The sequence below is a fragment of the Streptococcus sp. ST16 genome, from assembly GCF_046098135.1.
In the GTDB taxonomy this organism is placed as follows: domain Bacteria; phylum Bacillota; class Bacilli; order Lactobacillales; family Streptococcaceae; genus Streptococcus.
Window position 1 is genome coordinate 113,277 of sequence record NZ_JBJUSE010000003.1, and the last position, 26,829, is coordinate 140,105.

At 39.7% G+C, this 26,829-nt stretch carries 25 protein-coding genes; 20 read left to right on the forward strand and 5 right to left on the reverse strand.

Annotated elements, in window-relative coordinates; translation table 11 throughout:
* Positions 1 to 31 precede the first annotated feature (31 nt).
* From ACIY14_RS03395 to ACIY14_RS03435, 9 genes are all read left to right on the forward strand, one after another.
* Positions 32 to 487, forward strand: coding sequence for a MarR family winged helix-turn-helix transcriptional regulator (locus tag ACIY14_RS03395; RefSeq protein ID WP_409001517.1), 456 nt, complete (start codon positions 32 to 34; stop codon positions 485 to 487).
* A 55-nt stretch (positions 488 to 542) separates the two neighbouring features.
* Complete coding sequence (locus ACIY14_RS03400; RefSeq protein ID WP_409001518.1) at positions 543 to 1,775, forward strand: acyl-CoA thioester hydrolase/BAAT C-terminal domain-containing protein; 1,233 nt, start codon at positions 543 to 545, stop codon at positions 1,773 to 1,775.
* Between the two features lie 139 nt (positions 1,776 to 1,914).
* Complete coding sequence (locus ACIY14_RS03405) at positions 1,915 to 2,328, forward strand: YjdF family protein (RefSeq protein ID WP_409001519.1); 414 nt, start codon at positions 1,915 to 1,917, stop codon at positions 2,326 to 2,328.
* 505 nt (positions 2,329 to 2,833) lie between these two features.
* On the forward strand, positions 2,834 to 3,700 hold the full coding sequence (locus tag ACIY14_RS03410; protein ID WP_409001520.1) for an ATP-binding cassette domain-containing protein: 867 nt from the start codon (positions 2,834 to 2,836) through the stop codon (positions 3,698 to 3,700).
* A complete protein-coding gene (locus ACIY14_RS03415) occupies positions 3,700 to 4,542 on the forward strand; it encodes an ABC transporter permease (RefSeq protein ID WP_409001521.1) in 843 nt (280 codons plus the stop codon). Before ACIY14_RS03410 ends, ACIY14_RS03415 begins: the two co-directional genes overlap by 1 nt.
* 18 nt (positions 4,543 to 4,560) lie before the next feature.
* Positions 4,561 to 5,016, forward strand: coding sequence for a LytTR family DNA-binding domain-containing protein (locus tag ACIY14_RS03420; protein ID WP_409001522.1), 456 nt, complete (start codon positions 4,561 to 4,563; stop codon positions 5,014 to 5,016).
* Between the two features lie 9 nt (positions 5,017 to 5,025).
* The gene (locus ACIY14_RS03425; protein ID WP_250315424.1) at positions 5,026 to 5,445 is read left to right on the forward strand and encodes a DUF3021 domain-containing protein; all 420 of its coding nucleotides are present in this window, start codon (positions 5,026 to 5,028) and stop codon (positions 5,443 to 5,445) included.
* Positions 5,446 to 5,538: 93 nt separating this feature from the next.
* Complete coding sequence (locus ACIY14_RS03430; protein WP_409001523.1) at positions 5,539 to 6,234, forward strand: GNAT family N-acetyltransferase; 696 nt, start codon at positions 5,539 to 5,541, stop codon at positions 6,232 to 6,234.
* 11 nt (positions 6,235 to 6,245) lie between these two features.
* Positions 6,246 to 6,662, forward strand: coding sequence for a GNAT family N-acetyltransferase (locus ACIY14_RS03435; RefSeq protein ID WP_409001524.1), 417 nt, complete (start codon positions 6,246 to 6,248; stop codon positions 6,660 to 6,662).
* A gap of 138 nt (positions 6,663 to 6,800) precedes the next feature.
* Here the strand turns inward: ACIY14_RS03435 and ACIY14_RS03440 are convergent, their stop codons facing one another.
* The gene (locus ACIY14_RS03440) at positions 6,801 to 7,001 is read right to left on the reverse strand and encodes a hypothetical protein (RefSeq protein WP_409001525.1); all 201 of its coding nucleotides are present in this window, start codon (positions 6,999 to 7,001) and stop codon (positions 6,801 to 6,803) included.
* A gap of 147 nt (positions 7,002 to 7,148) precedes the next feature.
* Here ACIY14_RS03440 and ruvB point away from each other — a divergent pair, with 147 nt between their 5' ends.
* The 7 genes from ruvB to ACIY14_RS03475 all read left to right on the forward strand — a co-directional run bounded on the left by ruvB (position 7,149) and on the right by ACIY14_RS03475 (position 15,121).
* Positions 7,149 to 8,147: a Holliday junction branch migration DNA helicase RuvB gene (gene ruvB, locus ACIY14_RS03445; protein WP_409001526.1), complete on the forward strand. Its 999-nt coding sequence runs from the start codon at positions 7,149 to 7,151 to the stop codon at positions 8,145 to 8,147.
* Entirely contained in the window at positions 8,128 to 8,712 is a 585-nt protein-coding gene (locus ACIY14_RS03450; protein ID WP_409001527.1) for a nucleotidyltransferase family protein, read from the forward strand. The genes ruvB and ACIY14_RS03450 overlap by 20 nt, the downstream gene beginning before the upstream one ends.
* 209 nt (positions 8,713 to 8,921) lie before the next feature.
* Positions 8,922 to 9,680, forward strand: coding sequence for an isoprenyl transferase (locus ACIY14_RS03455; RefSeq protein ID WP_409001528.1), 759 nt, complete (start codon positions 8,922 to 8,924; stop codon positions 9,678 to 9,680).
* Positions 9,681 to 9,688: 8 nt separating this feature from the next.
* Positions 9,689 to 10,492 carry a phosphatidate cytidylyltransferase gene (locus ACIY14_RS03460; RefSeq protein ID WP_409001529.1) on the forward strand — a complete coding sequence of 268 codons (804 nt, stop codon included), beginning with the start codon at positions 9,689 to 9,691 and terminating at the stop codon, positions 10,490 to 10,492.
* 15 nt (positions 10,493 to 10,507) lie between these two features.
* Positions 10,508 to 11,764: an RIP metalloprotease RseP gene (gene rseP, locus ACIY14_RS03465; RefSeq protein WP_409001530.1), complete on the forward strand. Its 1,257-nt coding sequence runs from the start codon at positions 10,508 to 10,510 to the stop codon at positions 11,762 to 11,764.
* Positions 11,765 to 11,780: 16 nt separating this feature from the next.
* Positions 11,781 to 13,634 (forward strand): proline--tRNA ligase, encoded by a 1,854-nt coding sequence (locus ACIY14_RS03470; protein ID WP_409001531.1) that lies wholly within the window; start codon positions 11,781 to 11,783, stop codon positions 13,632 to 13,634.
* Positions 13,635 to 13,741: 107 nt separating this feature from the next.
* Entirely contained in the window at positions 13,742 to 15,121 is a 1,380-nt protein-coding gene (locus tag ACIY14_RS03475) for a glycoside hydrolase family 1 protein (RefSeq protein WP_409001532.1), read from the forward strand.
* A gap of 38 nt (positions 15,122 to 15,159) precedes the next feature.
* Here ACIY14_RS03475 and ACIY14_RS03480 read toward each other — a convergent pair whose 3' ends face one another.
* On the reverse strand, positions 15,160 to 15,573 hold the full coding sequence (locus ACIY14_RS03480; RefSeq protein ID WP_409001533.1) for an EamA family transporter: 414 nt from the start codon (positions 15,571 to 15,573) through the stop codon (positions 15,160 to 15,162).
* Between the two features lie 215 nt (positions 15,574 to 15,788).
* On the opposite strand from ACIY14_RS03480, the gene glmS reads away from it, so the two are divergent.
* Positions 15,789 to 17,597: a glutamine--fructose-6-phosphate transaminase (isomerizing) gene (gene glmS / locus ACIY14_RS03485; protein ID WP_409001534.1), complete on the forward strand. Its 1,809-nt coding sequence runs from the start codon at positions 15,789 to 15,791 to the stop codon at positions 17,595 to 17,597.
* A gap of 361 nt (positions 17,598 to 17,958) precedes the next feature.
* On the opposite strand, the gene ACIY14_RS03490 is transcribed toward glmS, so the two are convergent.
* The 3 genes from ACIY14_RS03490 to ACIY14_RS03500 all read right to left on the reverse strand — a co-directional run bounded on the left by ACIY14_RS03490 (position 17,959) and on the right by ACIY14_RS03500 (position 24,237).
* Positions 17,959 to 20,697, reverse strand: coding sequence for a DEAD/DEAH box helicase family protein (locus tag ACIY14_RS03490; protein ID WP_409001535.1), 2,739 nt, complete (start codon positions 20,695 to 20,697; stop codon positions 17,959 to 17,961).
* Positions 20,697 to 22,655 carry a DNA methyltransferase gene (locus ACIY14_RS03495; RefSeq protein ID WP_409001536.1) on the reverse strand — a complete coding sequence of 653 codons (1,959 nt, stop codon included), beginning with the start codon at positions 22,653 to 22,655 and terminating at the stop codon, positions 20,697 to 20,699. Before ACIY14_RS03495 ends, ACIY14_RS03490 begins: the two co-directional genes overlap by 1 nt.
* A gap of 724 nt (positions 22,656 to 23,379) precedes the next feature.
* Positions 23,380 to 24,237, reverse strand: coding sequence for a 5'-nucleotidase, lipoprotein e(P4) family (locus ACIY14_RS03500; RefSeq protein ID WP_409001537.1), 858 nt, complete (start codon positions 24,235 to 24,237; stop codon positions 23,380 to 23,382).
* Positions 24,238 to 24,603: 366 nt separating this feature from the next.
* On the opposite strand from ACIY14_RS03500, the gene ACIY14_RS03505 reads away from it, so the two are divergent.
* Genes ACIY14_RS03505 through ACIY14_RS03515 form a run of 3 tightly spaced genes read left to right on the forward strand, consistent with a single transcriptional unit; the run spans position 24,604 to position 26,824 of the window.
* Positions 24,604 to 25,608, forward strand: coding sequence for a uroporphyrinogen decarboxylase family protein (locus ACIY14_RS03505; RefSeq protein ID WP_409001538.1), 1,005 nt, complete (start codon positions 24,604 to 24,606; stop codon positions 25,606 to 25,608).
* An 11-nt stretch (positions 25,609 to 25,619) separates the two neighbouring features.
* On the forward strand, positions 25,620 to 25,823 hold the full coding sequence (locus tag ACIY14_RS03510) for a hypothetical protein (RefSeq protein ID WP_409001539.1): 204 nt from the start codon (positions 25,620 to 25,622) through the stop codon (positions 25,821 to 25,823).
* A gap of 2 nt (positions 25,824 to 25,825) precedes the next feature.
* On the forward strand, positions 25,826 to 26,824 hold the full coding sequence (locus ACIY14_RS03515) for a uroporphyrinogen decarboxylase family protein (RefSeq protein WP_409001540.1): 999 nt from the start codon (positions 25,826 to 25,828) through the stop codon (positions 26,822 to 26,824).
* Positions 26,825 to 26,829 lie beyond the last annotated feature (5 nt).

A 26,829-nucleotide genomic window follows, 5' to 3' on the forward strand; every position in this document is an offset into this window, starting at 1 on the left:
GTTAATATAATTAACAAAGAAAAGAGAGATTATGGATAAAAAAGAATTTATTACATTTAATAATCGTTTCAATAGATTTATTTTAGCGTTTGAACAGTTAAAAAAAAATCAACATAAAATTAGTGTTGACAAATCCATTACTTTGAATGAGGTACATTTGATTGTTGTGATTGGGAAAAATCAGCCCTTAAATCTAGTGAAATTATCTGAATTATTAAAAGTTTCGAGAAGTGCAATAACTCAAAGTGTTAGGAGATTAATTCAAAAAAATTTAGTTGTTTTTGATTTTGCTCCGAATAATGGGAAAAATAAATATTTGAGATTATCTGAAAAAGGTATCGAAGTTTTTAAAATCCATAAGGAGCAACAAGCATATATTGAAAAATCGGTCTTTTCAGTTTTAAACAACTATAGCGAGGAAGAGCTTCAAACAGTTGTGAAATTGATGGATGATATTGAAAATGTATGGGGAGGATTACCGTGGTGAAAGTCACGGTAAATTTTAAATTTGGTTGTTAAGTATATTAACAAAAGGAGAAGGCATGACTGTAAACATTGAACTGATTTCACAAACTGACTTAGCAGATGAATCTTTTTATATTACTATCAATGGTTTAGAACCAAGGACAAGGTATTGTGTAGAAATGTACCTGTCTGATTATTACTGTATAAACGCTCCCTTACTTTTAGATCATGATGTCGTGTGGAAATCAACCGCAATTTTTTTATCTGATCAGGGCGGTATGATTGATACCTCTCAGACAGCAGCTATTTCAGGATCTTATAAAGGGGTTTCAGAAATGGGCTTGTTCTTTAATGCGAAACCGTTGAAGAATAGGAAAAGGAGATTACCTAGTTCTCTTGATAGAATTCCATTGCGAGATTGTTTTGGTGTTGAAATTAAAATCAGGCTGGGAAAAGATGTGGTCGCGGAGCAAAGTTTTGTAAGGCGTTATATGAATCTGGGAATAAGGTATCAAGATATTTATGATAAGCATTTTCAAGGTCGATTATTTTATGATGAAAAGTTAAGAAAGGCGCCAGCCGTGATTATTGTTAGCGGTAGTGAGGGAAGAATTGAAAAAGCTCAGAACATTGCCCAACTTTTATCTTCTAGAGGCTATATTTGTCTTGCGATAGCTTATTTTGGTTTAGAGGGATTACCCCAAAACTTAGAACGAATTCCGATAGAATGTCTGGAGGAAGCGAAAGATTTTCTATATCATCATCCTCAAGTTGATGATACAAAAATAGGAATATATGGTCGTTCTAAAGGAGCAGAGCTTGTTCTGGCTGGACAAAGTATTTTGGATGATGTGCAATGTTTGGTACTCAATTCCCCCTCAAATGTAATATTTGAGGGAATAAAGGGAAAACTCAACTCTCATTCATCTTCTTGGACATATTTGCAAAAAGAACTTACGTATCAAAAATTTCAACTAGGAAATTATTTGTTAAACAAGTTTTTTAGAAAACATATTCCTGAAGATAGTAGGGCTCAGATTGATGTGAGTAAAATTGCCTCTCCTTTATTATTACTAGGAAGCGATGTTGATGAAATATGGAATGCGTCATCCGCGATAGATGATATTATTTCACATTATAAGGGGAAATCCATTTTGTTTAAAAAATACCATGAAACAGGGCATATGTTGACGGTTGCTTATCAACCGAATCATCGTTATCGAAAAGATTGGCGCTTATTAATGAAAGAAAGTGTAGACTCTTGGTTTGCTACGATAAATTTTTTTGATACACATTTGAAAAATTTGTAGATAGTGCTGAACCGTGCTATAATAGTCCCAACTAAGATAAAAACACAGTTCTGGTTGGTAGTCCAGACGTAGGCAAGCCTATCAGTAACCTTCCTCCTTGGTTGTCCATTCTTAGGGATAGATTTAAGGAGGTGCTGTCGTGGAAATCATTTCAATTGGCTTGACAGTTTATTTTGAAGATGGATTTTGGCATGGATTGTTTGAACAAGAGTATCAGGAAACTTATCAAGTTTGTCGTGTGACATTTGGTCAGGAGCCAAAAGAGGATGAAATTTTGAAACTTTTACAGACTCAGTTTGTTCGGCTATCTTTTAGTCCAGTGGCAACAGTCAAACAGCATGTGAAGATTAAGAATCCGAAGCGTCTGCAGCGAGCTGTAAAGAAACAGGTGAAGCAGGAAGTTTCTTCTAAGTCACAAGAGCTTTTACAGTTACAGCACGAGGAACGAAAAAAGCATTCAAAACAACAGTCCAGTCTCCAAAAGCAATTGCTCAAGCAAGAGAAATTTGAACGCAAACAGCAAAAACGTAGAGAGAAGCACAAGGGTCACTAGTGACTCTCTCTTTCATAAAATAGAACAGCTCTTCTTGGATAACAAGAGCTGTTTTTGCTTGTATTGAAAATTCTTTTCCTAATAGCTCTACTTATCGTCAAAAGTTTTACTAATGGCGGTTTCAAATTTACGACAATACTTACTTGCTTCAAATTCCATCATATCATATTCAGCAATTTCATTTTGCTAGAAGGGAGTGTGTGTCATGATTTCTGATTCATTTTTTATTGTTTGCTTTGGTGAGAACAATACTACCGACTCTTGGAGTTTTCTGCCGGATACTATAAAACACCTCTTTTATAGCGCATATTTAAAAATATAATGTTTGGTTGTAAGTGATTTTAAACTTCCTCTAGTGATTCGATAGGAGAAAAACGAGCCTGCTCTACTTTAACTTAACCCCATTATTTTACCACTTGGCCTTTCATTTTAACTGCTTATCTCAAAAGTCGATTTTTCTTTCATTCTTTTTGTTAAACTAGTGAGGTAAAGAGGAGGGGAAAATATGATTTTACAAGCTAAACATTTGACTAAACGGTATGGCAATCATATGGCTGTTGACGATATTCAGTTAGAGTTTGAAAAAGGCAGTTTCAATGCTATTTTGGGACCCAATGGTGCAGGGAAATCAACCACTATTTCCATGTTAATCGGTTTGGAAAAGCCGACACAAGGTCAGATTCGATATGCGCCAAATACGAAAATCGGAGTTGTTTTTCAAGCTAGTGTACTGGATGAGATGTTGACGGTTAGGGAAAATCTCACGATTCGTGCTCAACAGTATAAGGAGATTGCAGTAAGTCGTGTGGATGATTTGATTCATCAACTGGGTTTGACTGCTTTCCAGAAACAACTCTATGGAACCTTGTCAGGTGGGCAAAAACGTCGGGTTGATATTGCGCGTGCTCTTCTTTCGCGACCAGATATTCTTTTCTTGGATGAACCAACGACAGGTCTTGATATTCAAACTCGCAAATCCATCTGGGATCTACTGTCTCGGCTACAAAAGGATGAAGGTATGACGATTATCTTAACGACTCATTATCTGGATGAAGCGGATGAAGCGGATCAGATTTATATCGTTGATCATGGGAAAGTGATTGCGAAAGGTTCTGCGACTGCTATTAAAAGTCAGTATGCATCTAATATCCTAAAAATTCGTTTTAAAGAAATGAAAGATTTAGAAAAGTTGCTACAGACTGGAATGACAGTAGAGGAAGAAAATGAGTTGGAATATCTTTTTTATCCAAGGACGTCACAGGAAGCTATTGAATATTTGGCAAAAGTTCGAGAAGAAATTGATTCTTTTGAATTTCGTCCAGGTACTATGGATGATGCCTTTATTGCACTTACAGGAAGAGAGGTTCGCTAATGCTAGCTTTATTGAAACGGAATTTTATCTTATATTTTCGTAATCGTTCGGGAGTATTTTTCTCATTATTGGGGGCATTGATTTCCTTCCTCCTTTATATCATTTTTTTGCAGAAGAACTTGACGGATGCTTGGTCCCAACTCCCCGATAATACGAACCTTTTAAATAACTGGCTGATGGGTGGGACGTTGGATGTGACTGGGATGACAACCAGTTTTACGGCTTTTAAACAAATGGTACAGGACCGAGAAAATCAGGTAGATCAAGATCTCTTCTTGACAGATTTAGGTAACTGGGGCCTACAGGCGTCCTATCTAATCAGTAGTATTGTTATTTCTTTTGTCATGCAGGCATTTATGTTTGCAGTTATGAGTTTTTATTTTAAAGAGAATCCAGTTATCAGTCATTTACCGGAAATCGCTTTGATTATGTTGTTAAGCAGTCTGCTTTCAAGTTTGGTAAATGTTCTCTTGATTTACCGTTTTCAATCTGTAGATAGCCTTGGGAAACTGGCAACGATAGTGGGAACTGCCTCTGGATTTTTAGTAGGAACTTATATCCCTATTGGAGTACTACCTGATTCTGCACAGCTTTTCATGAAATGTACCCCTGCAACTTATATTGCTTCTCTCTATCGACAAGTCTTGATGAAAGATCGGTTAGAGACCGCATTTTCAGGAAACAACAGTCTGTTACAGGAATTTCAAGAAAAAATGGGAATCCAAATCAACTGGCAAGAACTATTGACAAAGGAAGAAACATACTTTATAGTGGTTATTATCAGTCTCGTCGCTATTCTTCTTTGGCTTTTATTTGTTAAAGTGTTTAGCAAGAGAAAATAAAGATGTATTGGAGAGAAAATGAAGATTCGTTTTGAAATGAAGACAGAGTTTTCAGAAAAAGACCCACACATTTTAATTCAGGCAGCTCGATTAACCGACCAAGCAAGAGAGGTCATGGAGTATTTAGAACAATTTTCAACGACTAATCAGGTGGTCATTCCTATTCGAACGGATGATCATCTGGTTATGGTAAAAATTGAGGATCTTATTCTAGCAGATATCGATAAGAATTTGTTGACCATTTATACGGTAGACGGGATTTATAAAACAAAGGAAACATTGACAAATTTTCAGAATCGGATTAACCGGCGTAACTTTATACAGATATCACGTCATTCAATTATAAACATTGACCATCTAGAGTCATTATCGGATAGTTTTTCAGGAAACATGATGGCTAAGATGACTCGGGGTATCAAATCGAGTGTGAGTCGGAAATACGTTAAGTCCTTAATGGATTATTTAGGTTTATAGGAGAAAATCATGAAGCGATTGATTGCTTATTTTGTATCGGGAATGCGGACGGCCTCCTTTGTTTATTTGAGTTTGGTGTTATTGGCTCAGTTTTATTCAGGTATTACCTATCCTGCACCAACGACAAAAAATATTCTAGCTTTGTTTTTGATGAGTGGAATTATGGGAGTATTGACCTTAATCCTTGAAAGGCTAGAGTTTCTTGCTTATAGTATGCGTGTAGGAGTTCATTTGTTAGCGACAGCTACTATTTTAGTATTGACCTACCTATTTTTTGGCTGGGGTTCAGCATTGTTGAGTCCCTTGCTGTGGTTCTTTTTCTTGTTAATTTATGGACTGATATGGTTGTACCAAATCTGGCAAACTCACAAACTCACCCAACGAATTAATCAAGCCTTAGAAGAGAAAAGAAAGAAAACGGATCACTAATGTAGTGTTGAGGATGAAGTTTGGGGAGAGTGCTAGTTTCCATATAGAGAAAATTATGATATAGTATTTTCAGCGCAAAACAAGGAGAAAGCTATGCCAGTAAATGAATATGGTCAGATAATTGGTGAGTCAATGAAAGGTTATACACCAGGTGAATTGCCTTCCATTGATTTCTTAGAAGGGCGCTACGCTTGGATAGAGGCTCTTTCGGTGGAGAAGCATGCAGAGGATTTGCTAGCTGTTTATGGTCCAGATACTCCTCGGGAGATGTGGACCTACCTCTTTCAGGAACCAGTGGCAGATATGGAGGAACTGGTTACCGTCTTAAATCAGATGTTGGCTCGTAAGGACCGTTTTTACTACGTGATTATAGATAAGGCAACTGGTAAGGTCTTGGGAACATTTTCTCTCATGCGCATTGACCAGAATAACCGAGTAATAGAAGTGGGAGCTGTCACTTTTTCTACAGAACTCAGGGGAACACGTATAGGGACAGAGGCTCAATATCTCCTAGCTCGCTATGTTTTTGAGGAGATTAACTATCGTCGCTATGAGTGGAAATGCGATGCTCTAAATCTGCCATCAAGACGAGCTGCGGAACGTTTGGGCTTTATCTATGAAGGAACCTTCCGCCAGGCAGTCGTTTATAAGGGGCGCACGAGGGATACGGATTGGCTCGCTATGATTGATAAGGACTGGCCTCAAGTTAAAAATCGTTTGGAAGCATGGTTGGTTCCTGAAAACTTTGATAAAGATGGACGGCAGTACAAGAGCTTAAGAGAATTCTGAGAGGTATTGGGATGATAACTATTAGAAAGCAAGAAATCGTCAAGCTAGAGGATGTTTTGCATCTCTATCAGGCAGTTGGATGGACAAATTATACACATCAACCCCAAATGTTGGAGAAGGCCTTGTCTCACTCATTAGCGATTTATTTGGCACGTGATGGAGATGCCGTGGTTGGCTTGGTCCGTTTGGTCGGAGATGGTTTTTCATCTATTTTTGTCCAGGATTTGATCGTTTTGCCTAGCTATCAGCGCCAAGGGATTGGTAGCGACTTGATGAAAGAGGCTTTAGGTGATTATAAAGATGCCTATCAAGTCCAACTGGTGACAGACCAAACAGAGAAAAATTTGGGATTTTATCGTTCTTTGGGATTTGAAACTTTATCTATTTATGATTGTACAGGGATGATTTGGGTGGATCGAAAAAGATAAAAAAGTTAATTTTTCTTAAGTAAAATTTAAGTCTCCTCGTGTATTATATAGTTATTAGATAAAGACCTCCTAATACTCTTCGAAAATCTCACCAGCCTTCGTTAGAGTCGACTTAGCTAACTATAGCTATGCTTGAGTCTATCTGCCTAGTCTGATTTCGATTTTCATTGAGTACCCTTTATTTAATGAAATCCCAAACTTTTCTTTTTCATCATAATCTCCTAAAGAAGTCACCCAATCAGGTGGCTTTTTTGTGGTTTGAAAAAGAAAATTCCATTTGGAAAAAAATTTTAAAAAATGATCAATCAGAGAAAAAGTTAAGTTAGCTTTAAGATTCATCTTGTATCATATAATCATTAAATAAAGACCTCCTAACTTTATTTAATGAAATCCTAAACTTTTCTTTTTCATAATAATCTCCCTAAAGAAGTCACCCAATCAGGTGGCTTTTTTGTTTGTAGGCTGGATTTTTGCTATAATAGGAGCATGAGTAGAATTTTAGATAATGAAATCATGGGTGATGAGGAGTTGGTAGAACGTACCCTACGTCCCCAATATTTACGTGAATATATTGGGCAGGATAAGGTCAAGGATCAGCTACAAATCTTTATCGAAGCTGCCAAAATGCGGGATGAAGCACTGGATCATGTACTCTTATTTGGGCCTCCAGGTTTGGGGAAAACGACCATGGCCTTTGTTATTGCCAACGAACTGGGAGTCAATCTCAAGCAAACGTCTGGTCCTGTCATTGAAAAAGCGGGTGACTTGGTAGCTATTTTGAATGATTTGGAGCCTGGAGACGTTCTCTTTATTGACGAGATTCATCGCCTGCCCATGTCGGTGGAAGAGGTGCTTTACAGTGCCATGGAGGACTTCTACATTGACATTATGATTGGGGCTGGAGAAGGCAGTCGCAGTGTTCATTTGGACTTGCCACCTTTTACCTTGATTGGTGCGACGACAAGGGCGGGGATGCTTTCAAATCCTCTACGGGCACGTTTTGGGATTACAGGTCATATGGAATACTATGCCCATGCTGACTTGACAGAAATTGTCGAACGAACGGCAGATATTTTTGAGATGGAAATCACTCATGAGGCGGCTGCTGAGCTGGCCTTGCGCAGTCGAGGAACTCCTCGTATTGCCAATCGTCTCCTTAAGCGCGTGCGCGACTTTGCACAGATAATGGGGAATGGCTTAATTGATGATGTCATTACCGATAAGGCATTAACCATGCTAGATGTTGACCATGAGGGGTTAGACTATGTAGACCAAAAAATCCTTCGTACCATGATTGAGATGTACGGTGGTGGTCCGGTTGGGCTGGGAACCCTTTCGGTTAATATTGCCGAGGGGCGTGAGACGGTGGAAGATATGTATGAGCCTTACTTAATCCAAAAAGGTTTTATCATGCGGACACGATCTGGACGGGTCGCGACAGCCAAGGCTTATGAACATTTGGGGTATGAATACAGTGAAAAATGAGCAAGATATTCTAGAGGTTTTTAGAAAAAATCCAGATATGATGACCATTCTGACCATCATTCGAGACCTTGGTCTGAAAGACTCTTGGTTGGCGGCAGGTTCTGTCCGAAATTTTATCTGGAATCTCTTGTCAGACAAATCGCCTTTTGACCGTGAAACAGATGTGGATGTGATTTTCTCTGATCCAGATGTTTCTTATGAGGAAACAGTATCCCTAGAGAACAAGCTGAGAGAGGATTTTCCTCAGTACCAGTGGGAGTTGAAAAATCAGGTCTATATGCATCTGCACAGTCCTCACACTGCGCCCTATACCAGTTCCTGTGATGCGATAGCTAAGTATCCTGAACGCTGTACGGCGATAGGGCTTCGCTTACATGCCGACGCAACTTTAGAGCTCTTTGCGCCTTATGGTTTAGAGGATATTTTGAATTTTCAGGTTTCCCCAACTCCTCATTTCTTAGAGAATGAGGACCGAATGAAGCTCTATCAAGAGCGGTTGCTCAAGAAAAATTGGCAAGAAAAATGGAAAAATCTCACTTTCTCAAAAAACTTAAGAAAAATTTAAGTTAGGGGCGGTATACTAAGTCCATAAGTTAAGAGAAACTTAACTTAAACTCCTAAAACTTTTTCATAATAATCTCCCTATAAAATAAAGTCGCCCAATCAGGCGGCTTATTTTTTGTTACTTACAAGTAATGATAGTAACTTAGCAATAGAAGAAAATAGGGAAGTATGGTATAATAAAACGATAGATTTTTGAATAGGAATAAGATCATGTTTGGATTTTTTAAGAAAGATAAAGCTGCAGAAGTAGAGGTTCCAAGACAGGTTCCTAATCATATTGGCATCATCATGGATGGGAATGGCCGCTGGGCTAAGAGACGCATGCAACCACGGGTTTTCGGACACAAGGCAGGGATGGAATCCCTTCAAAAGGTGACCAAGGCAGCCAACAAACTGGGCGTTAAGGTTATTACGGTCTATGCTTTTTCAACGGAGAACTGGACACGTCCAGATCAGGAAGTTAAGTTTATCATGAACCTACCAGTCGAGTTTTATGATAACTATGTTCCTGAATTGCATGCAAATAACGTTAAAATTCAAATGATTGGGGAGACGGATCGTTTGCCTAAGCAGACTTTTGAAGCTTTGACAAAAGCAGAGGAATTGACTAAGAACAATACGGGTTTGATTCTTAATTTTGCCCTTAACTATGGTGGACGTGCTGAGATTACACAGGCTGTTAAGCTGATTTCTCAGGATGTTTTAGATGCGAAAATCAATCCGGGTGATATCACAGAGGAATTGATTGGCAACTATCTCTTCACCCAACATTTGCCGAAGGATGTGCGAGATCCAGATTTGATTATTCGTACCAGTGGAGAATTACGCTTGAGCAATTTTCTTCCATGGCAGGGGGCGTATAGTGAGCTCTATTTTACGGATACCTTGTGGCCTGATTTTGACGAGGAAGCTTTACAGGAAGCAATTCTTGCCTATAATCGTCGTCATCGCCGATTTGGAGGAGTTTAGGAGAAAATATGACCAAGGATTTACAAGAGAGAACATTGTTTGCGGTATTGGCTCTGGTTATCTTCCTTCCCGTCTTGTTTGTTGGCGGGCTCCTGTTGCAGATAGGGATTGGTTTGTTAGCGATGCTGGCTGTCAATGAACTCTTGCACATGAAGGGACTAAAGACCATGACCATTGAGGGCACCTTGACCCTCCTTGCAACCTTTGCCCTCACAATCCCCTTAGAAAATTACCTAACTTTTTTGCCTGTTGATGGGAACGTAGTTGCCTACAGTGTTTTGATTACAATTATGTTAGGGACGACCGTTTTCAGTAAAAGCTATACGATTGAAGATGCTGCCTTTCCGATTGCTGTGAGTTTTTATGTTGGTTTTGGCTTCAATGCCTTACTAGATGCTCGTATAGCTGGATTTGATAAGGTTCTTCTGGCCCTCTTTATCGTTTGGGCGACAGATAGTGCAGCTTATCTGACAGGGGTGAATTTTGGTAAGCATAAGTTAGCACCGAGAGTTTCTCCTAATAAGAGTATTGAGGGCTTTATCGGTGGTATTCTAGGTGCGGTACTGATAACAGTACTCTTCATGCTAGTGGACAGCACAGTTGCTCTCCCTTATGGGATTTATAGAATGAGCCTCTTTGCCGTCTTCTTCAGTGTGGCAGGTCAGTTTGGTGACTTGATTGAGAGTGCTATGAAACGTCATTTCGGTATCAAGGATTCTGGAAAATTTATCCCTGGACATGGTGGTGTGTTGGATCGCTTTGACAGCATGCTGATTGTATTTCCAATGATGCACTTATTTGGCCTGTTTTAAAGAAAGGAAGATTGAATGATTGGATTGCTAACCTTTATCCTCGTTTTTGGGATTATAGTGGTGGTGCATGAGTTTGGACATTTTTACTTTGCCAAGAAATCAGGTATTCTAGTTCGTGAATTTGCCATTGGTATGGGGCCCAAGATTTTTTCCCATATCGGTAAGGATGGCACTGCTTATACCATTCGGATCCTTCCTCTAGGAGGCTATGTTCGTATGGCAGGCTGGGGTGATGATGCAACAGAAATCAAGACAGGAACTCCAGTCAGTCTAACACTTGCTGATGATGGTAAGGTCAAACGGATCAACCTCTCAGGAAAGAAACTGGATCAAACGGCTCTTCCTATGCAGGTAACCCAGTTTGACTTTGAAGACAAGCTCTTTATCAAGGGTTTGGTCCTGGAAGAAGAAAAGACTTTTGCAGTGGATCATGATGCAACGGTTGTTGAAGAAGACGGAACCGAAGTGCGCATCGCTCCTCTGGATGTACAGTATCAAAATGCTTCTATCTGGGGCAAGCTCATCACCAACTTTGCAGGTCCCATGAATAACTTTATCCTAGGTGTTGTTGTTTTTTGGATCCTGATCTTTTTACAAGGCGGTGTTAGAGATACTCAAACCAATCTCTTTCATGTCATGCCTGAGGGAGCTTTGGCTAAGGTAGGCGTAGCTGAGACCGCCCAAATTACCAAGGTCGGCTCGCATGAGGTTAAAAATTGGCAAGACTTAACCCAGGCTGTGGAAGAAGATACCAAGGACAAGACAGCTCCGACATTGGATGTGACCATTTCTGAAAATGGTAGTGAAAAACAAGTCACGGTGACTCCAGAAGAGAATCAAGGACGTTACATTCTCGGGGTTCAACCGGGAGTTAAGTCAGACTTTCTATCCATGTTTGTTGGTGGCTTTACAACCGCTGCTGACTCAGGGCTTCGCATCCTTTCGGCTCTGAAAAACTTGATTTTCCATCCAGATTTGAACAAACTCGGTGGTCCCGTTGCCATCTTTAAAGCAAGTAGCGATGCTGCTAAAAATGGAATTGAGAATGTCCTTTACTTCCTAGCTATGATTTCCATCAATATCGGGATTTTTAACTTGATCCCTATCCCAGCTTTGGATGGTGGAAAGATTGTGCTCAATATTTTAGAGGCTATCCGCCGTAAACCCCTTAAACAAGAAATTGAAACCTATGTCACCATGGCTGGTGTAGTTATCATGGTTGTCTTGATGCTAGCTGTGACCTGGAATGACATTATGCGACTCTTCTTTTAGATAATCGAGGAATATTATGAAACAAAGTAAAATGCTAATCCCTACGCTTCGCGAAATGCCAAGTGATGCTCAAGTTATCAGCCACGCCCTTATGTTGCGTGCTGGTTATGTTCGTCAAGTTTCTGCTGGTGTTTATTCTTACCTACCACTCGCTAACCGTGTGATTGAAAAGGCTAAAAACATCATGCGTCAAGAATTTGATAAGATTGGTGCGGTGGAAATGCTAGCGCCCGCCCTTCTCAGTGCCGATCTTTGGCGCGAATCAGGTCGTTATGAAACCTATGGTGAAGACCTTTATAAACTGAAAAACCGTGAAAAGTCAGACTTTATCCTAGGTCCGACACACGAAGAGACCTTCACAGCCATTGTTCGTGACTCTGTCAAATCTTACAAGCAATTGCCACTCAACCTTTACCAAATCCAACCGAAATACCGTGATGAAAAACGTCCACGTAACGGACTTCTCCGTACGCGTGAATTTATCATGAAAGACGGCTATAGTTTCCATGCTAATTACGATAGTTTGGATGTGACTTATGACGAGTACAAGGCGGCCTACGAACGAATTTTCACTCGTAGTGGTTTGGATTTCAAGGCTATCATCGGTGACGGTGGTGCCATGGGTGGTAAGGATAGCCAAGAATTTATGGCCATCACTCCTACTCGTACAGACCTTGACCGCTGGGTTGTCTTGGACAAGTCAGTTGCCTCATTTGATGAAATTCCTGCAGAAGTGCAAGAGGAAATCAAGGCAGAATTGCTCAAATGGATGGTTTCTGGTGAAGACACCATTGCCTACTCAAGTGAGTCTAGCTATGCAGCTAACTTAGAAATGGCAACAAACGAGTACAAACCAAGCAACCGTGTCGTTGCGGAAGAAGAAGTGACTCGAGTGGAAACTCCAGGTGTTAAATCCATCGATGAAGTTGCAGCCTTCCTTAACGTTCCAGAAGAACAAACGATTAAAACCCTCTTCTACATGGCAGATGGTAAGCTTGTTGCAGCCCTTCTAGTTGGAAATGACCAACTCAATGAAGTCAAGTTGAAGAACCATTTGGGAGCAGATTTCTTTGATGTGGCTAGCGAGGAAGAAGTCGCAAGTGCCGTCCCAGCAGGCTTTGGTTCGCTTGGACCAGTTGGTTTACCAGAAAATGTGAAAATCATTGCAGATCGTAAGGTGCAAGATGTTCGCAATGCTGTTGTGGGTGCTAACGAGGATGGCTACCACTTGACGGGTGTGAACCCAGGTCGTGATTTTACTGCAGAATACGTGGATATCCGCGAAGTTCGTGAGGGTGAAATTTCACCAGACGGACAAGGTGTCCTAAACTTTGCGCGTGGTATCGAGATTGGTCATATTTTCAAACTCGGAACTCGTTACTCAGCAAGCATGAGTGCAGATGTTTTGGATGAAAATGGTCGTGCTGTGCCAATCATCATGGGTTGTTACGGTATCGGTGTTAGTCGTCTCCTCTCAGCAGTTATGGAACAACACGCTCGCCTCTTTGTTAACAAAACGCCAAAAGGTGAATACCGTTATGCTTGGGGAATTAACTTCCCTAAAGAATTGGCACCATTTGATGTGCATTTGATCACTGTCAATGTCAAAGATGAAGAAGCGCAAGTCTTGACAGAGAAACTTGAAGCAAGCTTGATGGAAGCTGGTTACGAAGTCTTGACAGATGACCGTAACGAACGTGTCGGTGTTAAATTTAGCGATAGCGACTTGATTGGTCTTCCAATCCGTATCACTGTAGGTAAAAAAGCAGCTGATGGTATCGTAGAAGTTAAGATCAAGGCGACTGGTGATACGATCGAGGTTCACGCAGACAACTTGCTTGAAACCCTTGAAATCCTCAGCAAGAAGTAAAAACTATAATCAGAAGAAAAACAAGGTAAAAATGTAACTAGTTTTTACCTTGTTTTTTCTATATAATGAGAATGAATAAATACATCATCAAGTTAAGAGGTATAACAATGCTAAAATTTCCAAAGGATTTTGTCTGGGGTTCCTCGACTTCTGGACCACAGACTGAAGGTCGTGTGCCTGGTGACGGCAAGGGAGACAATCTCTGGGATTATTGGTTTCAGGTAGAGTCCAATCGCTACTATAATGGGATTGGACCTGACAAAACATCGACTTTTTACGAAAACTGGGAAAAAGATATTGAGCTTCTGGTAGAGACTGGTCACACAGCCTTCCGAACTTCTATCCAGTGGTCTCGCATTTTCCCACAAGGCCGTGGAGAGGTCAATCCACAAGGGGTGGCTTTTTATCGTCAGGTCTTTGAAGCCATTAAGGCCAAGGGAATTCGTCTTTTAGTCAATCTCTACCACTTTGACCTGCCATTTGCCCTGCAAGAAGATGGGGATGGATGGGAAAATAAGGCAACCGTCAGGGCCTATGAAGACTATGCTCGTTTTTGTTTTGAGACTTACGGTGACTTGGTGGATCAATGGATTACCTTCAATGAACCCATCGTCCCCGTAGAATTTGGCTATTTCTATGATGCCCATTATCCTCACAAGGTAGATGCTAAGGCGGCGGTTAAGGTTGCTTATCATACGCAATTGGCTAGCAGTCTTGCGGTTAAGGCCTGTCATGAGATTTTGCCTGATTCTAAGATTGGGATTGTCCTCAACTTGACACCAGCTTACCCACGTAGCCAGCATCCCGCGGATGTCAAGGCTGCTCGCATTGCGGATCTCTTCCAAGCTCAATCTTTCCTAGACCCGTCTGTCTTGGGAGCTTATCCAGAAGAGTTAGTAGAGATTTTAGCGGAGCAAGATTTGCTGCCGGATTCTACAGCTGAAGAGTTGGAGCTCATTCGTGAGCATACGGTTGACTTCCTTGGAGTCAACTACTATCAACCTTTGCGTGTTATGGCGCCTCGATTTGCTAAACATCCAGATAGTCCCCTCTTACCAGAACATTTCTATGAGCCTTACGTCATGCCAGGTCGTAAGATTAACCCGCATCGCGGTTGGGAAATTTATGAGCAAGGGATTTACCATATCGCTCAAAATATCAAAGAAAATTATGGCAATATTGAGTGGATGCTGACGGAAAATGGAATGGGTGTTGAAGGCGAAGACAAGTTCCGTGAAAACGGGATGATTCAAGATGATTATCGTATCGACTTTGTCAAAGGGCATCTGCGTGAACTTCATCGTGCTATCGAAGACGGTGCTAACTGTAAAGGTTACTTAATCTGGACCTTTATCGATTGCTGGTCATGGCTCAACAGTTATAAAAACCGCTACGGTCTGATTGAACTTGACTTGGAAACACAGGAACGTCGCCTGAAGAAATCAGGCCATTGGTTCAAAGAACTCAGAGACCATAATGGATTTTAAGAATAAAAAGAGTGAGATGGTGTTCATCTCACTTTTTATTACAATATTATCACCAAGGTTCCGATCGTAATCAGGATACAGCCAATAATTGTTTTAAACGTCAGGATATCCTGTAGAAAGAAAAAGGCTAGAACAAGGGTAATGACGAGACTGAATTTATCGACAGCAGATACCTCAGTCGCATTACCCATCTGTAGGGCCTTGTAGTAGCAGAGCCAAGAGGCACCAGTGGCTAAACCAGATAAGATGAGAAAGAGCCAACTTTTTCTACTGATGTTAATAATTTCGGTCTGGCTATTGGTCAAGAAAACCATGGCCCAGGCCATAAGAATGACGACAACTGTGCGAATAGCAGTTGCTAGATTGGATGGAACTCCCTCAATCCCAATCTTGGCTAAAATTGATGTTAAGGCTGCAAAGACAGCTGATAAAAGTGCAAAGAAAAACCACATGGCAAACACCTCCTCTTTTTATTATAAGTAATTGATGCTGACTTGTCAGGTATCAAGTGAAATTCTGATAAAATCCTAGTCAGAAAGACTATACCAATTTTTATCCTTGACAAGTGATAAAAACAAGTATATACTGTTTTTGCTGATTCTGTAAAAGGGAAATCAGACTATACCAATTTAAGGAGAAAGCACAGCTGGTCTGTGTCGTATATACTATGTGTGGAATTGTTGGTGTTGTTGGAAACACAAATGCAACTGATATTTTGATTCAGGGGCTTGAAAAGCTCGAATACCGTGGTTATGATTCTGCGGGGATTTTTGTCCTAGGTGGTGCTGAAAATCATCTAGTCAAGGCTGTTGGTCGTATCGCAGAATTGTCTGCCAAAACTACTGGCGTTGAGGGAACAACTGGTATCGGTCATACGCGTTGGGCGACTCATGGGAAACCAACGGAAGACAATGCTCATCCACACCGCTCTGAGACTGGACGTTTTGTCTTGGTCCACAATGGGGTCATTGAAAACTACCTTGAAATCAAGGAAGAATACCTTACCGGTCACCACTTCAAGGGGCAAACAGATACGGAAATCGCAGTGCACTTGATTGGGAAATTTGCGGAAGAAGATGGCTTGTCAGTTCTTGAAGCCTTCAAAAAAGCTCTTCACATCATCCGTGGTTCTTATGCCTTTGCCTTGATTGACTCTGAAAATCCAGATATTATCTATGTAGCGAAGAATAAATCACCACTTTTGATTGGTCTTGGGGAAGATTATAACATGGTCTGCTCAGATGCTATGGCTATGATTCGTGAGACCAACCAATACATGGAAATCCATGATCAAGAGTTGGTAATCGTCAAGGCTGATAGCGTCGAAGTTCAAGACTATGACGGCAATCGCCGTGAACGTGCTAGCTATACTGCGGAGCTTGACTTGTCTGATATCGGTAAGGGGACTTATCCTTACTACATGCTCAAGGAAATCGACGAGCAACCAACGGTGATGCGTAAACTCATCCAAGCCTACACAGATGAGGTTGGTCAAGTTGTCGTAGACCCAGCTATCATCCAGGCTGTTCAAGATGCAGATCGCATCTACATTCTTGCAGCTGGAACTTCTTACCATGCAGGATTTGCTTCTAAGAAGATGCTGGAAGAATTGACAGATACACCAGTTGAACTTGGAATCTCATCTGAGTGGGGCTATGGTATGCCACTTCTCAGCAAAAAACCACTCTTTATCTTTATCAGCCAGTCTGGTGAAACAGCTGACAGCCGTCAAGTTTTGGTTAAGGCTAATGAAATGGGGATTCCGAGTTTGACAGTGACAAACGTACCAGGCTCAACTCTTTCTCGTGAAGCTAACCATACTATGCTTCTTCACGCGGGTCCTGAAATTGCCGTGGCATCAACCAAGGCCTACACAGCGCAAATCGCAGCCCTTGCCTTCCTTGCAAAAGCAGTCGGAGAAGCAAACGGGAATGCCAAAGCGCAAGCCTTTGACCTGGTTCATGAGTTGTCAATCGTAGCTCAGTCTATCGAATCAACCCTTTCAGAGAAAGAAACCATTGATGCTAAAGTTCGTGAGCTTCTTGAAACCACTCGCAATGCCTTTTACATTGGACGTGGTCAAGACTACTATGTAGCCATGGAAGCGAGCCTCAAACTCAAAGAGATTTCTTACATCCAGTGTGAAGGCTTTGCGGCAGGAGAACTCAAGCATGGAACCATTGCCTTGATTGAAGAAGGAACGCCTGTCTTGGCCCTCTTGTCAGATCTAGTCCTTGCCAACCACACTCGTGGAAATATCCAAGAGGTCGCAGCCCGTGGTGCTAAGGTTCTCACTATCGCAGAGGAAAATGTTGCTAAAGAGACCGATGATATCGTCCTTACGACCGTACACCCTTACCTCTCACCAATCTCAATGGTCGTACCAACGCAATTGGTCGCTTACTTTGCAACACTCCACCGTGGCCTTGATGTGGACAAACCACGTAACCTTGCTAAGTCAGTAACAGTAGAATAAACAAAGAAAGTCTAGTTCATCTAGGCTTTTTTGCTCTGTCTTGGTATCCTTGAGTAAGGAGGCACTGTATTAATGACTAAGTTATTTATCCTGAAAAGAAATCAAGTATTATTGCTATGCTAGTCTGGATCAGTCCCGAACTCAGAGGGAATCAAAAGAACAGAGAGAACGATTTTTGATAGTGCAGATAGAACTTCCATTCAGATGAAAGACTATGACAGCTACACACCGATTAATGGGGACTACAGTTTTGGTACAAGGGATAGAGCATACTTTCTAGGGAATATATACCAGCTTATACCAACTACAAGATAAAATATCAAAAAGGCGATTATCCAAGCGGAAATCGTCTTTTTGATATTTAGAATAAGTCCAGCCTAATATTTCCACCAAAATGTGGTTTTTCAAGAGCTATATGTGCTAATTGATTGAGTGTTTGTTTACTATTTTCTTGATTATAGAATTTAAGTCCTTTGATGATAACTCCATCAACTTCATCCTCGAAAATCAAATCTTCTTGATGGTCGTTGATGTATGAAAGAAGTTCCTCCTTCCATCTATCTTTTTCTGTCAATTGTTCACCTTTGGGTTCAATGAAGATTTGAAGATAGTAATCCTTATTTTGAAGAAGTAGGATAAAGTCTGGTTGAAATCCTGAAAAATTGATTTCCCGTGGATTCTCTTCAAATTGATGCAATTTCAATCGTTCAACTTTATCTGTCCCCTTTAGCATGTTTTCATCCATTCGAATGAGGAAAACATCTCCATATTGTTCTCTTAGTTCATCAATATGATTGGCAATAGCATTAACTAGATTTTCTTCATTCCTATTAATTATAGCTGATTGGTAAGCAAAAAAGTCAAATTTTTCAAAACTAATATTAGCTACTTTTTGTTCGATGAAGGAGCCACTCTGCTTAGCTGTATCATAATTAGGTATTCGTTTGCGATAATCAACGAGATATTCTGTAATTGGATATCCGATAAAGCGGTTCGTACCTCTTGCTTTGCGATAACCTGCCTTTATTTGGGCGGCTAGTAGGTTAAAAAAGTTATCAACAATTTTCAGCTTTTCCATAGCGGAAAAATCTTCTACAATGGTTTCTTTTTCTGTTGTGACAGAGAGTGTAAGATTTTGCAAATCTAGCCAATTTTCACCCCAAAAGTCTTCCATAGACTTGAGATTTGGAAGATATCTTTTCAGATTTTCAAATCGGAAAAAGTTAGAACGGCTAATTGATTTTTTAAAATAACGAATATCAATTCCTCTTAATTGGGACGTTTTTAACTCTATTGCTCCAGCTGAAAGGTAAGTTGTCTCATAGGTGGATTTAAAATAGGTCACATTGGCTAGCTTAGAAATTTCAATACCATATGCACGTAAATTCACATAGTGACTGTCAGGAATTTCCTCAGTCTCATTATAGTAAAGTTTACCTGCTTTAAAGATTTGGGTTTTCTTGAAAGAGGGTTTCAGTTTGATTTCAATTGGAGGATTTTTTTCATCAGTCCCAGTCGCAAGATTCATCTTGTCAAGTGATGCCATCAAATTCTTAATGTATTGTGGCTCATTAAGGGTATGGTAGTGTAGTGTTTCCAACAAAAGACTTGCTGTTTCATCTGATTCATCAAATCGTCTTTGGTAAGAAATCTTTTGATTTAAGGAGAAAGGATTGTATCGTGCCCCACGTCCGATCAACTGAGCCTCGGAATTGGTTGATTTAGCATCTCTTTTATCATTCATTTTTCCCAAGTTGCTAATACGAACGATATCGTAAAGATTGAGGACATCCCAACCTTCTGTTAATTTTGCTACGGCAAAGATTACACGGTACAGATTATTGGGCGATTCAAGCGAATTGAGGGCTTGATACTGTCCTGTTTCTAGCAACCCTTTTGAGCCACTATCTGAATCATTTGCATTTAGAATTCTAGCTGGTGAAAAACCACGCTTAATTTCTCGAACAACAGTTGAAAGATCATCCTTTTCGAGATAATACTGATAAGCTAGCTGTAGGGTATGGCTTTGCTCTTCTGATACACTTTTCAATTGTGAAATAAGGAACGACCTTAAACTTTCCACAGTCAGACTATCAATCATCTCATTGAATAGATTATTTGCTTCATAGGAAGCATCAATTTTATGTGATTTGAAAAGAATGACTGGTTTTATCTCAATCCCAAATTTTTCTAGAGCAAATTTGCGACGATATTCACTCAGGAGAACGGTACTAAGCATGTTATCTTCGTTGGAATTCCCCGTCTGAATGCGTCTTACATTTTTTGAATATCGTTCTTTGATGTATGAATCCAAGGTATAACGGTAAATAATCTTATCTCGATATTTTTGATAAATGGTCTCATCGTCAAAATCAAGTGTTGCGGTAAATTCTAGCAAGAGATTATCAGCATGTGCGTGAAGAAGAGAAAGTAGGCTTTTTTCCCATGAGATTTTTTCCAATTCTGCTTTATTTTTCTTTTTCGTAGAAGCAGAATAGTGATGGGCTTCATCCGCCAGAATAATCATTTTTGTCTTCTGGTAATCTTTTAATGACATGATATTTTCTGCCTGTGTGAAGAGGTCATTTGTCAATGTTTGAATTGAAACAAACTTAATATTAATTACATTTTTATTAGGAAAATCTGGAAATCTTCCTGAAATCTGGTTGATAAAGATATATTCCCCATCAATTTCTAAGTTGGAATTGAAAAGAAACTTCGTAGATTGAGCACCCGTTAGATTATCAATGGTCTTACTCAGAACACCATTTGTATTCACTGTAAACAGAAAATTTTGATACCCTTTTTCTTTATAAAGATAGAGGATTAAACCAGCCATCAAATCAGTCTTTCCCGAACCAGTTGCCATATTGAACATCAGCTGTCTTGGCTTTCGAAACTTGAAAGTATCTGATGCTTGAGTGTAATGAAAATAGCGAATAGCTTCACTTTGATAAGAACGTGGTTCATGCTTGAGATTTTCTACAATATACTGTGGTAATTCCCAACCATGCTGTTCGTTCAAAATATCCATATCCAGCTGTTTCAATTCATCGAAGAGTTCAAAGATCAGTTCTTTTTTCTTTGCTTTTCTAACCATCATTTCTCTCCATAAAAACTCTTATTGAAATCATAATCTGATTGGGATAATTGCAATTTAATGGTTTCATCATCAATTTCAGAGTAGTTGTGATAGAGCTGGTTTTTGTCAATAATCTTCACAAGAATTTTTTTCTGCATTTCAAAATCTTCATCCCAGATAGATTGGTCAACTTCTTGTAAATCCACTCTGAAATCAAAATCAAGTGTGGCTTTCATGTCGTCAAAGATAGCCTTCAATTCATCAGAATGTTTAGAGTTAAGAACAGCATCAATAAAGGTTGCATTTTTGTCCATTAATTCAGCATAAATGAATGAACCACCGCCAGACCAAGCAACATCTTGAGAAATGCCACCTTGTTCTCCATCAATAACTTTCTTTAATCTCTCTACCGCTACGGTTTCAATATAATCCATTTGTTCAATACCGATGTACTGACGATTCATCTTGTGAGCAACTGCTGCAGTAGTTCCCGAACCCATAAAGAAGTCAAGGACAATATCGTTTTCCTCGGTGTTTGATTTAATTATATTTTCTATTAACTTCTCTGGTTTTGGAGTTGAAAAAGTTTTATCACCAAATAGTATTTTTAATTCATCTGTTGCATCTTGATTCTGCCCCCAGTCAAGTAATAAATCAGTAATTGCTTTAGGTTTACCTTTTTCTTCTTCCGTTGAAAACCTTCTAAAAGAATTCAAAGCAGTAATATATAGTAATCCTTCTTGAATATAGTTATTAATATTTTCCTGAGACGTTCTCCAGTGAGCAATAACATTAACAGAATTTTGTGTGAAACCATCCTTTATAACAACATCATCCAAAAAGGTAGTTTCCATTGTTTTATTTTTGTAAGTTCCTGCTTTAATAATAGTATTTTTATCTGCACCTTGATAAGCAACTCCAGATGAAATCAGTCTCTGGCTTTTCTTATTGCTTGCATTATCAACACGTTTTGTTGTATCAGTAGCACCTTCTATTGATAATTTTGAGATATTTTTTTCGTTTTTAGCAAATACAATAATTGTTTCCATTATTCCAGCAACTCTACTAAGAAACGATGGTTGTTTTTTCTTCTTCCAATGTAATGTTGCAATATAGTTTTTACTTCCAAATATTTCATCCATCAGAATATGTAAATATGGCTGCATTCCTGTCCCTACAATATTAGTGGAATTTGCTCGGCTTACATCAATATGCAAAAAAATTAATCCTTCATCGGATAATAATTCTTTTGATATTTCTAAACGATTCTTCATGAAAGTTAACCAAGTTGAACGCGTAAAACTATCATTATAATCGAATGTATCCTCATTCCCTGTATTATAAGGTGGATCAAGATAAATCATCTTAATTTTTCCACTAAATCGTTTTTTCAAGCTGTGGAGTGCTAATAGATTATTTCCTTTGATAATCAGATTATCCGTATGCTTGATTTCTGATACAGGAGAAGAGCCGTTTTTATCATATTTCTTAGCATTTTTAAAAATCTTTTCATCAAGGAGGACATCAATCTCCTCTCGAGCAACTATCTCATTTAAAAAGGATTCTTCAGCATCTTCCCTTGATACATCATCTTTAGTCATACCAGCTTTTAAGACACTATCTTTGTAGGGGAAATTTAGGACAACATCTGTTACTTCATCTAAATAGCGATTATTTACCGCTAATCCAATTTTGTTGGTGTAACGCGTGTAAGAGTTTGACCAATATTCATCAACCTCAAGCATTTGAATGATATCATTGATTTTCAAAATTGTCGCACCAGCAATATCCTCGGTAAATGCTTCATTTAGAATTGCATTTGTCAAAATCTTTTCAACCAACTCAGGTTTATAATTATCTAAATCTACTATAATAGCATCTTTTTTTAATAGTCCCTCAGCTACATACTGTTCATCAAAGCTTTCTACCACCTCTCGTAGGGCTTGTTGAATCGCTGTTTCGAATGCCTGATTCATACAAGTCCCTCACTTTCATACACAACAGAAAAGACCTTCTCACAAAAATGTGAAAAAGTCTGTTTTAGGGCTTGACAAAAAATACGCTTGATTACATAATCAGCGTGAGCTGTGAGCTGTGAGCTGTGAGCTGTGAGCTGTGAGCTGTGAGCTGTGAGCTGTGAGCTGTGAGCTGTGAGCTGTGAGCTGTGATTGCTTTCATACCAATCATTCCTTTACTTTTTGATAGTTCTATTATATCAAAATTTCTAAATTTTGCATATTTGCTTTCCCTGACGGACAGTCATGTATAAACCACTTAGAAAATATGATTTATGGCTACACCTATACTAAATGAGGTACATTTTGAATTGGAAAGGTCCGTCTCTCAAAGAGTTGATGGTCAATTGATTGACGTTCCGACTAGCCTGTCCGAAGTATTCTATGACAAATATATGAAATTTTGTGATAAAAAGTGATATTGTTATAAATCATCGCTTTTTTTCGGTTAAACTAACAAAAGTCTGTATTTATGATGTGTTAAGAAAAAGTATCAAAAAATAGATAGGAAAGTAATTGCTAGGTATATGGCGGAACTAGAGGGTATGAACTGGTTAGGAGCGAACATTCTGAGGAATTTAGTCCTTATTAAAAGACGATTTCCGCTTGGAAGTCGTCTTTTTTTGATACTCTCGCAAATACTATATCTTGTGGTTGGTGTAAACCGGTATATAGCTCCCTTATTTTACTTATCAAATCCTTGTAGATTTTTTTGGCGCTCTTCGGTTTGACCCTTGGCATCCAATTTATTCCCATTGTAAACAGTGCTTTCCCATGATCCGTACATTGGGTTAGGGAAAATGATGAATTTCTCACCAAACTCTTTTTGTAATTCCTCTAATTTTTGGTCGCGCTCAGTTTCAGAGGTCTTTGAAAACTCTGTAAAGTCTACAAGATTGTCTCCTAGTAGCATGACTAAGTTGGTTTTTTCTTGGACTGCTTGTCTACGACCTTCTTTAGATTTGACGCCTTTTTCTAAGAACATGAGATGATCGCGGCTTTGTACAGGAATTCCTTCGTTTTCTAGGTTTTTGATTGTATCATCTACCTGATCTATCGTGCGGTCAGATACATAGTAAATTTGGATACCGTTTTGGTCTGCAAATTGGAGGAAGTCTTTAGCACCTGGTACAGCCTTGGCTGCAGCCTTTTTTACCCAGACATCCCAGTTTTCTGGGGTAAATGCTGTTCCGTCTTTGACATTTTGCGCTTGATAAGGACTGTTGTCTAGTACGGTTTCGTCCAAGTCCAAAACGATAGAGTAGGGTTTATCTGTCTGTGTTTTTAGTAGTTCTTTCAAACGATCAGTAGCGACATTGTAACCTTGTAGATAGAGCGCCTTGGTTTCAGCTGCTTTTTGATACCAAAGAGTTGACATAGTGTTCTCTCTTGAACGCAACTGATCATAGGTCATTGTAACCTGATTATCAGATGTACTACTTTGTGTTGTCTGTGAATTTGCCGAATTTGTGCCACAGCCAGTCAGTAAAATGACGGAAGCAAGTGTAGAAGCAATTGTAATAGTAACTTTGGATGTTTTCATAATCTTATCCTCCTAATAATAGTCTATTAACATTGTAGCGTTTTCATGGGATTTGTGCAAGGAAATATCGGGAGAAAATAAATTTTTCAGTAGTAATTTGTTATTAGGATAAAATTATGTACTTAATTTAGGAATGAAGATGTATATAAAAAAATCCAATTGACTTGATAAAAAATCTATATAACAACTATTTTAAAAAAGCAATAAACAGAAAAGAATCTCTGAAAGGCTAGTGAAATCAAGCTTTCCAGAGATTTTTTTCTTTATAGATATAAAAATTTCCAATCATGTTGATAGTCAATATATATTGGGAAAAGGAGAAAAGGAGTGGTAAGATGGTTTCAATCCAAATGTAAGGAGAGAGGTATGGCAAGTAAAAGAGATCTGGTCTTTAGAGCGATTCGAGGCGATGAAGTGGAAAGAGTTCCTGTGGGATTTTGGTTTCATTTTGTAACACTCGAAGAAAAGGGGCAGGGATTAAATAATCCACGTATCTTTCAAAAAAGTGTTGATGGGCATCGCAACTATGTGGAAAGGATTCGTCCTGATTTTGTCAAAATTATGAGCGACGGTTTTTTCCTTTATCCAAGTAATGTCTATAGTCCTAAGGTTTCAAGCATTCAGGAGCTGACTTCTATTGAGTCGATTGGTGAGGAACACCCATGGATTCAGCAACAGGTGGAAGTGGTCCAAGCGATTCGAGAGACTTTTACCGAAGAGATTGCTTCTTTCTACAATATCTTTTCACCGATCTCCTACCTCAAGCGCTGGTTCCGTACAGAAACTTCTCGGGGAGATAGGGAAGTGGCTGATCTATTGCTTGAAAATCCTGAGCAATTCAGAGCGATTCTAGATGTGATTGCAGGAGATATTGCTATCCTAACCCAGAAAATCATCCAGCAAGGTGGAGTTGATGGGATTTATCTCAGCACCCAGGAAATTCAAGATGAGCGCATCACACCAGCACTCTACCAAACCTATATCGAACCGAGCAATATAGCGATTTTGGAGGCTGCCAATCAGGTTGGTGGGACCAATATCCTCCATATCTGTGGTTTTGAAGGTGCGAGCAATGATGTGACGATATTTAAGGATTATCCAGCTCAAGTGGTCAATTGGGCGACTCATCATGAGGATGTTAGTTTGACACAGGGTCAAGAGTTGTTTCCAGGCAAGGCCGTTTTAGGTGGATTTGAAAATGGCAAGAAAAGCCTGCTTTATCAAGGTTCCAAGGCGGAATTGCAAAATGAAACAAGGCGGTTGCTGGCTGAAGCGGGTAATAAAGGTGTTCTTCTGGGAGCTGACTGTACTGTTCCAGATGACTTTGACTTAGAGAGGTTGGACTGGATTCGGCAGGCAGCTGTTCTCTAAAAGGAGGAGCTATGAAAAGTAAAAGATGGGGAATCTTCATTGCAGTTGTCGGCTTGCTGGTCTTGGTCGCCATAAGTGTCGTAAAAAATCAGCACTGCAAAAATGGAGAGAGATGTCGTGGAGTTCAGGATTTTTCCAAGTCCAGTCTCCCCTTTCTACGCTCAAATGATATCGCAAGCAGTTTATTAGTTGAAAAAGTAAGAAATGGAGAATAAGAATGTCAGAAAAAAGAGAATGGGTTTTAAAAGCATTTAGAGGTGAGAAAGTTGATCGTGTGCCAGTAGGCTTTTGGCACCATTTCACATCAGAAGACGAATGGCTAGACGGGTTCTCAAATCCAGCCATTATCGAGAAGAATATCGAGGGCCATAAGCGTTTTATCCAAGAAGTTCAGCCAGACTTTATCAAACTCATGAGTGATGGCTACTTTGCTTATCCAAATCCAGCGATTGCCAAAGGCAAATCACTTCAAGAATTAGCGACCATTCAACCACTCGGACCAGATCACACTTGGATAAAAGAGCAGGTGAACTTGGTCCAGAAAATCAAGCAAGAGTTTACAGAAGATATTGTTGCGATTTACAATATTTTTGCTCCTGTGACCTATCTCAAGTGGCTGCTAGGGGAAGTGTCTGGCGGAGATGACCTTATTGCGGACTTTCTGGTGGAAGATCCTGAAGCTCTGAAGAAGGTGTTGGATGTGATTGCAGAAGATATTGCTAGTCTCAGCCGAGCTGTCATCAAAGAGGCTGGTGCTGACGGAATCTACCTCAGCGTGCAAAGTATCCAAGATCAACGAGTGTCGGTAGCAGATTATCAAGCCGTCATTGCACCTAGCGAGATAACTATTCTAGAAGCGGCTAGTGCTGTTGGTGGTGTCACGGTTCTTCATATCTGTGGCTACGAGGGAGCGCGAAATGATATTCATCTTTTTGCAGACTATCCAGCCCAAGTCTTTAACTGGGCTGTAGGACCAGAGGGAATCACTCTCAAGGAAGGTCGTGAGATTTTCAAGGGACGTACGGTTCTTGGAGGATTCGAAAATGGCAAGACAGGCTTGCTGTATACTGGTAGCAAGGATGCCATTCAGGCTGAGGCAAAGAAACTAGTTGCAGAAGCTGGGGAACAGGGCTTGGTACTTGGGGCAGATTGTACCATTCCAAGTGATATCGCAGTTGAACGTATCCAGTGGGTGAGAGAAGCGCTTGAAAACTAAAGGAG